The organism is Kitasatospora sp. NPDC056138, assembly GCF_042264695.1.
Lineage (GTDB): Bacteria > Actinomycetota > Actinomycetes > Streptomycetales > Streptomycetaceae > Kitasatospora.
Map to the genome: position 1 here is coordinate 36,746 of NZ_JBHJVK010000048.1, position 12,275 is coordinate 49,020.

Genomic DNA, 12,275 nt, shown 5'->3' on the forward strand with positions numbered 1-12,275 from the left:
CCGCGGTCGGTACGCCCTCAGGGGCGGGGGGGCGGGGCCCGGGGGGCGGGTGGGGGGGTGCCCCGCGGGCCCGCCCCGGGTGGGCCGCGGGGGGGGGGGGCGCCCCTGACGGTCCGCCCCCGGCACGGAGCACCCCTCGGCGCAGTACCCACAGACTCCTCCTGGTGGCGTGTACCTGTCCGGTCGTGCCCGCGCCGCCAGGAGGACAGTTCCGACCGGCAGGGAGGCCGGCTCATCCGCCTCCTGCCGGTCGCTCCAAGCCGGCGGCGCGCGCCACCCTCCCGGGGGCACTTCGGTCGTGCCTGCGCGCTCCGCCCGGCCCCCTCCTTCGCCGAGGGGAGCCTCTCGTACGTCGGAAGCGGGACGAGAGGAACGGCGGGGAGGGGGTTCTTCTCGACGGGCTCGGGCAGGTTCCACTGTTCAGGGGCTCGGGGAACGGTGACGGTGTCCCGCCGGTCGGGTGGCCGTTCACGGACAGGTGGCCGCGTCCGGGGACGCCCCCGCGGTTCCCCGGGCCCCCTGAACAGCGCAACAGTGTCAGTCACATGATCGGAAGAGAGGCCCACGTCATGCCCGCCACCCCCACTCAGGGCCATGTGGTCGTTGCTCCCGACAAGTTCAAGGGCACCCTGGAGGGTGCCGAGGTCGCCGCCAGGATCGCCGCCGGCATCCGGCGCGCCGCCCCCGGTGTCGAGGTCCGCGAACTGCCCGTCGCCGACGGCGGCGAGGGCACCCTGGCCGCCGCGCTGGCGGCCGGATTCACCCGGGTGCCCGCCAAGGTCGCCGGTCCGACCGGGCTCCCGGTGGACGCCGCCATCGCGGTCAGGGGCGACACCGCCGTGGTCGAGCTGGCGCAGTCCTCCGGTCTCGCCCGGCTCCCCGGCGGCCGTACCGCGCCGCTCGCGGCCGGCTCCTTCGGTGTCGGCCAGCTGATCGGCCGGGCGGTGGCGCTGGGCGCCAAGCGGGTCGTGGTCGGCCTCGGCGGCAGTGCCTGCACCGACGGCGGTGCCGGAATGGTCCAGGCGCTCGGCGTCAGCCTGCGCGACGGCGAGGGCACCGAGCTCGCCCCCGGCGGCGCGGCCCTGCGCAGGCTGGCCGCCGTCGACCTCGGTCCGCTCGCCGACGTGCTCCGGGGTGTCGAGGTCGTCGTCGCCTGCGACGTGGACAACCCGCTGCTCGGCCCGCGCGGCGCGACCGCCGTGTACGGCCCGCAGAAGGGTGCGGACGGCGAGGACCTGGTGGTCCTGGAGGCGGGTCTGACCCGCTGGGCGGACGTGCTCCGCGAGACCACCGGCCGGGACTTCCGCGACGCCCCCGGCGCCGGGGCCGCGGGCGGGGTCGGCTTCGCCGCCCTCGCGCTGCTCGGCGCCACCATGCGACCCGGCATCGAGCTTCTCCTCGAGTTGCTGGGTTTCGACGAGGCTGTGCGTGGGGCGCGTCTCGTCGTGACGGGCGAGGGCTGCCTGGACGCTCAGACGCTCCATGGCAAGGCTCCCGCCGGCGTTGCCGCGGCGGCCACCCGGGCGGGGGTTCGGGTGGCCGCTGTGGCAGGGCGGGTGGAGCTGGCGGAGGACGAGTGGCGCAAGGCCGGTTTCGTCTCCGCGATCGCCCTCACCGATCTGGCCGAACAGCCCGGCGACAGCATGACCAAGGCCGCCGAGCTGGCCGAGCTGGCGGGGCAGCGGCTGGCGGCCGGACTGCTGACCGGCTGACCCCGGCGCCTCGTAGCTTTCTCCATTGACGTTTTGTTGAAGGCGGGCCTAGGCTCCGAGCCATCGCAGCAGCCAGTCCGATGATCGGACTCGTCAACTGCCGTACCGGCACTGCCTGCCCGCTCTCAGCGACCCCCAGTCGTACTTTCCAGCACGGAGGTCCAGATGCCCCTCAGCGAGACGCCACCCGCCACCGTGGTGATCCGCTCCCGCCGTGTGGTCCTGCCGGACGGAGAGCGTCCCGCTGACGTGCTGATCCGGGACGGCCGGATCGAGCGGATCGCCGGGCACGGCGTGCTGCCGGCCGACGGCCGCACCCTGACCGACCTCGGCGAGACCGTTCTGCTGCCCGGCCTGGTCGACACCCACGTCCACGTGAACGAGCCCGGACGCACCGAGTGGGAGGGCTTCGCCACCGCCACCAGGGCCGCCGCGGCCGGCGGTGTCACCACGATCATTGACATGCCGCTGAACTCCGTACCGCCCACCACCACGGTGGACGGCCTGGCGGCCAAGCGGAAGACCGCCGACGGGCAGGCCTGGGTCGACCTGGGCTTCTGGGGCGGGGCGGTCCCCGGCAACCTGGCCGACCTCGAACCGCTGCACCGGGCCGGGGTGTTCGGCTTCAAGAGCTTCCTCGCACCGTCCGGCGTGGACGAGTTCCCGCACGTCGAGCAGGCCGAGCTGGAGGCCGCCCTGGCCGAGCAGGCCAGGATCGGCGCGCTGGCCATCATCCACGCCGAGGACCCGGCCGTCCTGGCCGCCGCCCTGCAGCAACCGGGCGTCCACTACCGGGACTTCCTCGCCTCCCGGCCCGCCGACGCCGAAACCGCCGCGGTCGCACGGCTGCTGGACACCGCCCGGCGCACCGGTGCCCGGGTGCACGTCCTGCACGTCTCCTCCGCGGCCGTGCTGCCGCTGCTGCGCCAGGCCCGGGCGGACGGCGTCCACGTGACCGCCGAGACCTGCCCGCACTACCTCACCCTCGCGGCCGAGGAGGTCCCGGACGGCGACACCGCCTTCAAGTGCTGCCCGCCGATCCGCGACGAGTCCAACCGTGACCGGCTCTGGGAGGCCCTGGCGGACGGCGAGTTCATCGCGGTGGTCTCCGACCACTCGCCGTCCACGCCGGACCTCAAGGAGCTCCGGCGCTACGGCGGCAGCGGTGACTTCGCCGCTGCCTGGGGCGGCATCGCCTCCCTCCAGCTCGGCCTGCCGGCCGTCTGGACCGAGGCCCGCAAGCGCGGCCACGGCCTGGCGGACGTGGTCCGCTGGATGTCCGCCGGCCCCGCCTCGCTGGTCGGCCTGACCGGCACCAAGGGCGCCATCGCGGTCGGGAACGACGCCGACCTGGTCGCCTTCGACCCCGACGCCCGGTTCGCGGTGCAGGCCGAGGAACTGCACCACCGCAACCCGGTGACCCCGTACGTAGGCCGGACGCTCACCGGCGTGGTCCGCACGACCTGGCTGCGCGGCCGGGTCGTCGACGCGGCGGACGCGGCCGCCGAGCCGTTCGGCCGCCAGATCACCCGCAACTAGGAGCCTCGTGTTGAGCACCGTCAATCCCCCCAGCGCTCCCTTCACCGAGCTGGTCGACCTGGCCTCCCGCCGGCTGGGCGCGGGCATCGTCTCCACCAACGAGGACACCTTCGCGGACGCGGAGAACCTGCTGGTCGCGGCGCCCGCCGAGTTCCGTCCGCACACCTTCGGGCACAAGGGCCAGATCATGGACGGCTGGGAGAGCCGCCGTCGCCGCGGCGCCTCGGCCGGGCAGCCGCACCCCACCGACGAGGACCACGACTGGGCGATCGTCCGGCTGGGCGCGGCCGGGGTGATCCGCGGCGTGGTGGTCGACACCGCGCACTTCACCGGCAACTACCCCGAGTCGGGCTCGGTCCAGGGCGCCTCCGTCCCCGGCCACCCGTCCCCCGCCGAGGTCGAGGCCGCCGAGTGGGTGGACCTGGTACCCCGTACCCCGCTCCGGGGCGACACCGCCCACGAGTTCGAGGTCGCCGGCGAGCAGCGTTTCACCCACGTCCGCCTGAACATCTGGCCGGACGGCGGCGTGGCCAGGCTGCGGGTGCACGGCGAGGTCCGCCCCGACCCGCGCGACCTGGACGGGCTCACCTTCGACCTGGCCGCGCAGGAGTACGGCGGCGTCGCCGAGGCCGCCTCGGACCGCTACTTCTCCTCCCCGCACAACCTGAACGCTCCCGGTCGCGCCTCCGTCATGGGCGAGGGCTGGGAGACCCGGCGTCGGCGCGACAAGGCCAACGACTGGGTGCAGATCGCCCTGGCCGGGGGCGGCGAGGTCCTGGCCGCCGAGGTGGACACCACCCACTTCGTCGCCAACGCCCCCGGCTGGGCCGACCTGGTCGGTTACGACGCATCCGGGGGCGGAGATCCGGTTGCCGACGTCGACGGCTGGTTCGAGATCCTGCCCCGCACCCGCCTGCAGCCCGACACCCGGCACCGCTTCCGGTTCACCGCGGACCGTCCGGTCACCCACGTCCGGATCAACGTCTACCCCGACGGCGGCCTGGCCCGGCTGCGCCTCACCGGCAGGCTCACCGAGGCCGGCCGCGCCGCCCTCGCCCTGCGCTGGTTCAACGCGCTGCCGGCCGCCGAGGCCGAGGCCGCGCTCACCGAGGCCGGACTGGACGGGGCCGAGGCCGCCGCGCTGACCGCCGCCCGCCCACTCGCGGACGCCGCCGCGACCACCGCCGCCGTCGCTGCCCTGCAGCCGACCGACGGCCCCGACGGCGAGCAGTCCTCCCGCCGCCGCTCGGTCATCTGGCGCCTGCTCGGCGTCTGAACCCGCAACACCTCCGCACCGCCGCTACGTGAAGGACCCTCATGTCGAAGATCTTGACCACCGAGTCCGGCGCCCCGGTCGCCGACAACCAGAACTCCGCCTCGGCCGGTGAGTACGGCCCGCTGCTGATCCAGGACCAGCAGCTGCTGGAGAAGCTGGCCCGTTTCAACCGCGAGCGCATCCCGGAGCGCGTGGTGCACGCCCGCGGCTCCGGTGCGTACGGCTACTTCGAGGTGACCGACGAGGTCTCGCAGTTCACCAGGGCCGCCTTCCTGGCCGAGGTCGGCAAGCGCACCGAGGTCTTCCTGCGTTTCTCGACCGTGGCCGGGAACCTCGGCGCCGGCGACGCGGTCCGCGACCCGCGCGGTTTCGCGCTGAAGTTCTACACCGAGCAGGGAAACTACGACCTGGTCGGCAACAACACCCCGGTGTTCTTCATCAAGGACCCGCTGAAGTTCCCCGACTTCATCCACTCGCAGAAGCGCGACCCCTTCACCGGCATCACCGAGGCCGACAACGTCTGGGACTTCTGGGCGCACGCCCCCGAGGCCACCCACCAGATCACCTGGCTCTTCGGCGACCGCGGCATCCCGGCCTCGTACCGGCACATGAACGGCTACGGCTCGCACACCTACCAGTGGGTCAACGAGCAGGGCGACGCGTACTGGGTGAAGTACCACTTCAAGACCAACCAGGGGGTGCGCTCCCTGGACGGCGTCCAGGCGGCCGAGGTCGTCGGCGGGGACGCCGACAGCCACCAGCGCGACCTGCACCAGGCCATCGAGCGGGGCGTGTTCCCGTCCTGGACCCTGTACGTCCAGCTGATGCCGGTGGCCGAGGCGGCCGAGTACCGCTTTAACCCGTTCGACCTCACCAAGGTGTGGCCGCACGCCGACTACCCGCTGCAGAAGGTCGGCCGCCTGGTCCTCAACCGGAACCCGGAGAACGTCTTCGCCGAGGTCGAGCAGGCCGCCTTCTCGCCGAACAACTTCGTTCCCGGTATCGGTCCGTCCCCGGACAAGATGCTCCAGGGCCGCCTGTTCGCCTACGCGGACGCCCAGCGCTACCGCCTCGGCGTCAACCACACCCTGCTCGCGGTGAACGCCCCCAAGGCCACCGAGGCGAACAACCACGGCCGCGACGGCTTCTCGGCCGTCAACAAGTCCGGCCGCGGCAAGAACTACGAGCCCAACTCGTACGACGGTCCGCGCCAGACCGACGACGCCCTCGCCGCCCCGGTCGCCCTCTCCGGGTACACCGGCACCTACAGCACCCCGGCGCACACCAAGGACGACGACTTCTTCCAGGCCGGTGAGCTCTACCGGCTGATGTCGGACGGCGAGAAGGACCGGCTGATCGACAACCTGGCCGGCTTCCTCGCCCAGGTCTCCCGCGACGACGTGATCGAGAAGAACCTCGCCCACTTCCACGCGGCCGACGAGGAGTACGGTGCCCGCCTGGCGGCCGCGGTCGCCGGGCTCCGGGCCGGCGACGAGGGCTGAGGCCCGACCTGACCAACCCTCAACGGTCACCGGGGCCCGCACCCGGGTGACCACCGACGGGCCCCTTCCCCCGGGCAGTGGGGAGGGGCCCGTCCGGCATCCGCGGAAGCCGGTTGGACCGGGGGCCGCCGACGCCGCGCGTCCCGCCCGAGCGCGGGTGAACGACCGGTTGAACGAGCGGGTGAACAGCGGGCGGCATATGCCAGTCAAGGGGACCTGGCCCTGTACCGGCGAAATTCGCCTCGTCGTGGGGTCTGCCACGCCCGGCGTGGCTACGCTGGGGGGATCGCGGCAGGTCCGCGCGGATGGGTGGGATTGTCTGTGAAGGGGGCCTCATGTCGGCACGGAGCCGGGGCGACCGGACCACACTCGACCAGGGCGGCCCGAGTCCGTTCGGCGCGCTCCAACGGGCCCTGCGGCTGCTGGAGGCGGTCGACCGCCACGGCGGTGGCGTCACCCCCGCGGTCCTCGCCCGGGAGCTGTCGCTGCCCTTCGCCGCCGTCCAGGAGCTGGCCGAAGTCCTGGAACTGGAGGGCTACCTGACCAACCAGGAGGGCTGCTGGGTGCTCGGCGGCGCCTTCGCCCTGCTCGGCCAGGCGAACCGCAGGCAGCTGCTGCGCACCAGGCTGGACCGCACCCTGGCCGAACTGCGCGACGAACTCGGTGCCGCCGTCTACTTCGGCCGGTACCACGACGGCGAGTTGACGGTGGAGGCGGTGGCCTCCGCCGACTACGCCCCGCCGGTCGAGGAGTGGGTGGACTTCCGCGCCTCGGCGCACGCCAGTGCGCTGGGCAAGTGCCTGCTGAGCCAGCTCGACCACGACGCCCGCCGTGACCACCTGTCCCGGCACCCGGTCGCCCGGCTGACCGCGCGCACCGTCACCGACGCCGAGCAGTTGATGCACCGTCTGGAGCGCCAGCCCGCCACCGTCCCGGTGCTGGACATCCAGGAGTACGCCCTGGGCACCGTCTGCGCCGCCGTCCCGGTCACCGCGGGCAGCACGGTCGGCTGCCTGGCCACCTCGCTGCCGGTCTCCGACGTCCACCGCCTGCGTGCCGCGGCCGAACTCCTGGCCGAGCGGGCCGCCCCGCTGATGATCGCGATGGCGGTCTGACCGCGGCCGTCCGGTGCCGTCAGGACGGGCCGCCCCAGGACGAGAGGAAGACGGCACCCTGGAAGACGGTGTTGAGCACGGCGGCGATCACCAGGGCGTAGCGCAACCGCGGTGAGCTCCAGGGGGATCCGTTCGCTGCCATGGCTGTCCCTTTCCGGGCGGGTCGTCAGGCGGGCGGGGGCCCGCTCCTGCTGGGCGGCGCCGTCGCGGTCCCGGATGCCTGGCCGGTGCCCGCACCGGTGCCGGTGTCGGTTCCGGTGCCGGCGGCGAGGTGGTCGGTAGGGCGGTACGACACGTCGGGACTGCCTGGTCCGATGGAGCGTCAGGGAGTCCTCTGGGCAAGGTGCACGGCCGACACGCGAAGTCCTCCCCGGCCACGCCAGGATGGCAGCAGCCCCGATGGGCGTCAACTGGTGTGAATTGACTGTGCGTCGACAATTCATTTCAGCAAGCGCGACCATTCAGCCCGACGGCGTGGGCGGTTAGGCTGATGGACGCAGGCGGCCGGATCCGGGAGGTGGACCATGGGGGACGACGAGGTCAGGACGTCCTCGCTCGCCGAGAAGATCGACCGGCTCTTCGAAGTGGTCCGCCGGGCCGACCGGGAGCCGTACACCAATGAGGAAGTCGCGCGCGAGTGCCGCCGGTTGACCGGCGAGTCCTTCTCGACCACCTACCTCTGGCAGCTCCGCACCGGCCGGCGCGACAATCCGACGAAGCGGCACCTGGAGGCTCTTGCGCAGTTCTTCCAGGTCCCGGCAGCATACTTCTTCGACAACGCGGAGTCGGTGCAGATCGCCAGGGAGCTCCAACTCCTCGGCGCACTGCGCGATGTGGGAGTCCGTGACGTGGCACTTCGCGCGGTCAACCTGTCGGCCGAGGGGCTCGGCACGATCAGCGACATGATCGATGTGATCGCCCGTCGGGAGGCCGCCCGCCGGGACGACCGCCCGGACTGAGCGGACGGAGGGAGTTCAGGTGCGGTGGGGTCGGGTCCGGCTGAGCCTGCCGGGCGCGCGCGGCAGGGCCGCTGCGCGGGCGGCCGGGCCGCCGCCGTCACGGCCGGCCGGACCCGACCCGGACCGGCGCAGGGACGTCTGGCGCCGGTGCACCCGCATCGCCGACTCGCTGACCCTGCCCGACCCCTTCGACGCGGGCGCCTTCATCGCGGCCCTGGCCCGCGAGCGCGGGCGTCCGATCGAACTGCTGCCCGTCGCCTGGCAGCCCAGCACCCCCTGCGGCCTGCTGGTCACGGCCGACCAGGCCGACTACATCCTGTACTGCGCGGACACCAGCACCCTCCACCAGCAGCACATCCTGCTGCACGAGGCGGCGCACCTGCTCTGCGGCCACCAGGGCGGGACCGGGCAGCGCCCGCTCGCACTGACGCCGCACCTGTCACCGGAGTTGGTGCGCCGCGTCCTGGGCCGGACCGTCTACACCGAGCCCGAGGAGGAGGAGGCCGAGCTGCTGGCCTCACTGGTGCTGCACCGCCTCGCCTGGTCGGCTCCCGCCGCGCGCGGGCCGAGTGCCGAGCAGCTCCGCCTCGGTGCGGTCCTCGGCCTCACCGCGGACCGGGGCCCCCGCTCCGGCGCCGGGCGGGGCCGCAGTCGGGACGGCCGTGGCAGTTGACCTCGTCCACTACCTCGCCTCGGCCGTCGCGGCCGCGCTCTGGGCGGTCCTGCTCCTGCTGAACCGCGGCCGCACCCCGGATCCCGCGGTCCGCCACGGCAGGGCCTTCGCCTTCTGCCTGGCCGTGGCGATGGCGCTGCTCGCACCGTCGACCCTGGCGGAGCTGCACCGGCTGCGTCCGGACCTGGACTGGCCGATGCTGGCCGGGGACGAGATGCGCGGCGCCGCGGTCTACTGCCTGACCCGGTTCGCCTTCGCCCTGCGGCCGCCCGGCTCCGGCGCGCGCCCGGCCCGGATCCACCGCCGGGCCAGCGCGGTCGCCGCGCTCGGGGCCGTGCTGCTCTTCGCGGCGGCGGACGTCCGGGTGCACGGCGGCGCGGTGGTGGTCGCCGGGCCGGGGCGGCCGGCCATGGCGGGGTACAACCTGCTCGCGACCGTGTACACCACGGGATCGATGGCGGTCTTCGTGGTCCTGATGGGCCGGCGCTCCAGGGACTGCGCACAGCCGCTGCTCCGGCTCGGCCTGCGCCTGATCGTCCTCAGCGGCTTGGTCGGAGTCCTCTGGTGCGCCTGGGGGCTCGACGACGTGTCGGACGTGCTGACGGCCGGATCGCAGTCCGAGGGGGAGGACACGCTCTCCGCCGTGCTGGGCATCGCCACCACCGCGCCGGCGGTGGCCGGGGCGACCGTCAGCCTCTGGGGCGGCGGCCTGGTGGCGCTCGGGCAGCGGCTGTACTCCTACCGCTGCCACCGCCGCCTCGAACCGCTGTGGAGCGCCCTCCACGAGGCGCTGCCGGAGATCGCCCTCGACCCGGCGGGCCGCGGGCCGCTCGGTCTGCCGCACGGTGCCAGGTTCGCGCTGTACCGCAGGGTGATCGAGATCCATGACGCCCGGCTCGCGCTGCGCCCGTACCGGCACCCCGACGCCGCCGCCTGGGCCCGCGAGCTCGATCCCGACTGCCGCCCGGAGACCGTCGAGGCGGCGGCCATCGCGGCGGCCGTCGAGTTGGTCCGCGCGGGGCGGCGGCTCGCGGCCTGGACGGCCGCCGGGGCGGGTGCTCCGGCGGCCGGGGCCACCGCCGCGTCGGAGACGGACTGGCTGGTCCGGGTCGCCCGCGCCTACCGGTCCGCCCCCGTGGTGGCGGCCGTGCGCGACCGGGTCCGCGCGGAGCTCGGCACCCCCGCCCGGTGAGCGCTCCGGGCGGCCACCGGCGTACCACCGGGGCGCCCGGGCGTACGGACCGGAAGCTTATTAGACGTGATGTCGATAAGAATGCCCGAAACCCTTGTAGGGCGCTCTACTCGCGGGTAGGTTGCCGGTAACCACCGCGCCACCCGCAGGTCAGGAGGCTCCCATGCCCCGCCCCACCGCGCCCTCCACCGCCCCGCCCGCCGTGCACGACAGCCTGGTGCTCGAACCCAGGGACGTCCGGTTCGACTGGTCGCAGCTGCCGTTGCACTGGATCCCCGACGAGCCGATGGCCACCCACACCATCAACGTGCTGCACCTGCTGCTGCCCGAGGGCGAGCGCTGGTTCATCCGGGTCTTCAAGGACGCGCTGCCGATGATCAGGGACGAGCAGCTGCGCGAGGAGGTGCTCGGTTTCATCGGGCAGGAGTCGATCCACGCCGAGGCCCACCAGGAGGTCCTCGACCACCTGCTCACCCAGGGCCTCGACCCGCGCCCCTACGTCCGCCAGGTCAACTGGCTGTTCCACCGCGTCCTGGGCGAGAAGACCGGACTGACGGCCCGCCAGCGCCGCGAGAACACCATCGAGCGGGTCGCCTTCGTCGCCGCGATCGAGCACTTCACCGCCTTCCTCGGCAACTGGGCGCTCAACTCGCCCGGGCTGGACCGGGCCGAGGCGGACCCGACCATGCTGGACCTGCTGCGCTGGCACGGTGCCGAGGAGGTCGAGCACCGCAGCGTCGCCTTCGACCTGATGGGCCACCTCGACCCGGGCTACCTGCGGCGGGTCCGGGGCATGGCGGTGGCCGGACCGCTGCTGGTCCACCTCTGGGTACGCGGGGTCCGCTTCCTGCTGGCCGCCGACCCCGTCCTCCAGGGGCGGATCCGGCCCACCTGGCGCGAGGCCGGGCTGAACTCCCGGCGCGGCCTGCTGCCCGACCCGGTGCGGTCGATCCGCTCCGGCCTGCGCTACCTGCGGCCCGGCTACCACCCCACCCAGGAGGGCTCCTCCAGCCAGGCCCTCGGCTACCTCGCCGCCTCCCCGGCCGCCCGCAGAGCCGCCACGCGCTGAACGCCCCAGCCGGGGCGGGACGTTGCCCGGTCGTCCGAGCGCGTCCGTGTGGGGTGTCTGACGAGTTCCCCGCGCCGCTGGAACGCCTGCGCCCCTGATGAGTTGTCGCCGATCTGCCCGTCTGCCCACCTCGACCCGGAGCCGCCCGGATGGACCTCAGCACACCGCCACCCGACCTCTACGGCCGCCCGTGGCCGGACCGCTTCATCCAGCGGATCACCGCCTTCGGCGACCGCTACACCCCCGCGATGGGCGGTCCGCTGCTCCGCCGGAGCCCCCGCCGCGCCGGGCCCCGTCCCACCCCGCCGCTCCAACTGGTCGTCACCCGGCACGAGACGATCGCCACCGGGGTGGTCGAACTGCACCTCGCCGACCCCTCCGGCGCCCCGCTGCCCGGCTGGCAGCCCGGCGCCCGGCTGCTGCTCACCCTCCCCTCCGGTCGCGAGCGGCACTACTCCCTCTGCGGGGACCCGGCCGAGGCCCGCGTGTACCGGATCGCGGTCCGCAGGATTCCGGACGGTGGCGGCGGCTCGGTCGAGATCCACGACGAACTGCACGCCGGTGCCCGCCTGACGGCCCGTCGCCCGCGCAACGGCTTCGCCTTCTGCGCCGAGCCCGCCGTGCTGTTCCTGGCCGGCGGCATCGGGATCACCCCGCTGCTCCCGATGGCCCGCGAGGCCGCCCGGCGGGGCCTCGACTGGCGGTTGGTCCACACCGGCCGCAGCGCCGACGCCATGCCGTTCGCGGACGAGCTGCACGCCCTCGGACCGCGCCGGGTCACCGTGCTCACCGACGAGCGGCACGGAGTCCCCACGGCGGAGGCCCTGCTCGCCCACGCCCCGGCCCGCGCCGCCGTCTACTGCTGCGGCCCCGCGCCGATGCTCGCCGCGGTGCAGCGGGCACTCGACGCCTCGCCCGCGCGGTCCCTGCACTTCGAGCGCTTCGGCGCCGCACCCGTCGTGGACGGCAGGCCCTTCACCGTCCGGCTCGGCGCCGAGGGGCCCGAACTGTCCGTCCCCGCCGACCGATCGGCGCTCGACGTGGTCCGCGAGGTCCGTCCCGAACTGCCGTACTCCTGCCACCAGGGCTTCTGCGGCACCTGCCGGGTGCAGCTGCTCTCCGGTGCACCCGACCACCGCGACCGCCGCCTCACCGAGGAGGAGCGTGCCGCCGGTGCCCTGCTGCCCTGCGTCTCCCGAGCCGCCGAGGGCGAGACACTCGTCCTCGATCTGTGAGGA

The 12,275-nt window shown here is 74.0% G+C and carries 11 protein-coding genes; 10 read left to right on the forward strand and 1 reads right to left on the reverse strand.

The window, feature by feature from the left end; genetic code table 11:
• The first annotated feature begins 545 nt into the window (after positions 1–545).
• From ACFC1R_RS26055 to ACFC1R_RS26075, 5 genes are all read left to right on the forward strand, one after another.
• Positions 546–1,712, forward strand: a complete 1,167-nt coding sequence (locus ACFC1R_RS26055; RefSeq protein WP_375942521.1) for a glycerate kinase — start codon at positions 546–548, stop codon at positions 1,710–1,712.
• A 165-nt stretch (positions 1,713–1,877) separates the two neighbouring features.
• On the forward strand, positions 1,878–3,251 hold the full coding sequence (gene allB / locus ACFC1R_RS26060) for an allantoinase AllB (RefSeq protein ID WP_375942523.1): 1,374 nt from the start codon (positions 1,878–1,880) through the stop codon (positions 3,249–3,251).
• 10 nt (positions 3,252–3,261) lie between these two features.
• Positions 3,262–4,527, forward strand: coding sequence for an allantoicase (alc, locus tag ACFC1R_RS26065; RefSeq protein ID WP_375942525.1), 1,266 nt, complete (start codon positions 3,262–3,264; stop codon positions 4,525–4,527).
• 41 nt (positions 4,528–4,568) lie between these two features.
• Complete coding sequence (locus ACFC1R_RS26070) at positions 4,569–6,029, forward strand: catalase (protein ID WP_375942527.1); 1,461 nt, start codon at positions 4,569–4,571, stop codon at positions 6,027–6,029.
• A gap of 335 nt (positions 6,030–6,364) precedes the next feature.
• Positions 6,365–7,144 (forward strand): IclR family transcriptional regulator, encoded by a 780-nt coding sequence (locus ACFC1R_RS26075; protein ID WP_375942529.1) that lies wholly within the window; start codon positions 6,365–6,367, stop codon positions 7,142–7,144.
• Positions 7,145–7,163: 19 nt separating this feature from the next.
• Here the strand turns inward: ACFC1R_RS26075 and ACFC1R_RS26080 are convergent, their stop codons facing one another.
• The gene (locus ACFC1R_RS26080; protein ID WP_375942531.1) at positions 7,164–7,286 is read right to left on the reverse strand and encodes a hypothetical protein; all 123 of its coding nucleotides are present in this window, start codon (positions 7,284–7,286) and stop codon (positions 7,164–7,166) included.
• Between the two features lie 382 nt (positions 7,287–7,668).
• Between ACFC1R_RS26080 and ACFC1R_RS26085 the strand changes: the two genes are divergently transcribed.
• The 5 genes from ACFC1R_RS26085 (at position 7,669) to ACFC1R_RS26105 (ending at position 12,272) form a co-directional block, all read left to right on the forward strand.
• A complete protein-coding gene (locus ACFC1R_RS26085) occupies positions 7,669–8,103 on the forward strand; it encodes an XRE family transcriptional regulator (protein ID WP_375942533.1) in 435 nt (144 codons plus the stop codon).
• Positions 8,104–8,122: 19 nt separating this feature from the next.
• Positions 8,123–8,776, forward strand: a complete 654-nt coding sequence (locus tag ACFC1R_RS26090) for a ParH-like protein (protein ID WP_375942535.1) — start codon at positions 8,123–8,125, stop codon at positions 8,774–8,776.
• Positions 8,766–9,968 carry an MAB_1171c family putative transporter gene (locus ACFC1R_RS26095; protein ID WP_375942537.1) on the forward strand — a complete coding sequence of 401 codons (1,203 nt, stop codon included), beginning with the start codon at positions 8,766–8,768 and terminating at the stop codon, positions 9,966–9,968. Before ACFC1R_RS26090 ends, ACFC1R_RS26095 begins: the two co-directional genes overlap by 11 nt.
• Positions 9,969–10,131: 163 nt before the next feature.
• Positions 10,132–11,037: a metal-dependent hydrolase gene (locus ACFC1R_RS26100; RefSeq protein ID WP_375942539.1), complete on the forward strand. Its 906-nt coding sequence runs from the start codon at positions 10,132–10,134 to the stop codon at positions 11,035–11,037.
• Between the two features lie 149 nt (positions 11,038–11,186).
• Positions 11,187–12,272, forward strand: coding sequence for a PDR/VanB family oxidoreductase (locus ACFC1R_RS26105; protein WP_375942541.1), 1,086 nt, complete (start codon positions 11,187–11,189; stop codon positions 12,270–12,272).
• Positions 12,273–12,275: the final 3 nt, after the last annotated feature.

Excerpts from the sequence above, each read along its gene's own strand:
- ACFC1R_RS26105 (WP_375942541.1), top strand. The coding sequence starts at position 11,187 with ATGGACCTCAGCACACCGCCACCCGACCTCTACGGCCGCCCGTGGCCG.
- ACFC1R_RS26085 (WP_375942533.1), top strand. The coding sequence starts at position 7,669 with ATGGGGGACGACGAGGTCAGGACGTCCTCGCTCGCCGAGAAGATCGAC.
- ACFC1R_RS26055 (WP_375942521.1), top strand. The coding sequence starts at position 546 with ATGATCGGAAGAGAGGCCCACGTCATGCCCGCCACCCCCACTCAGGGC.
- ACFC1R_RS26075 (WP_375942529.1), top strand. The coding sequence starts at position 6,365 with ATGTCGGCACGGAGCCGGGGCGACCGGACCACACTCGACCAGGGCGGC.
- ACFC1R_RS26070 (WP_375942527.1), top strand. The coding sequence starts at position 4,569 with ATGTCGAAGATCTTGACCACCGAGTCCGGCGCCCCGGTCGCCGACAAC.
- ACFC1R_RS26080 (WP_375942531.1), bottom strand. The coding sequence starts at position 7,286 with ATGGCAGCGAACGGATCCCCCTGGAGCTCACCGCGGTTGCGCTACGCC.
- ACFC1R_RS26100 (WP_375942539.1), top strand. The coding sequence starts at position 10,132 with ATGCCCCGCCCCACCGCGCCCTCCACCGCCCCGCCCGCCGTGCACGAC.
- allB (WP_375942523.1), top strand. The coding sequence starts at position 1,878 with ATGCCCCTCAGCGAGACGCCACCCGCCACCGTGGTGATCCGCTCCCGC.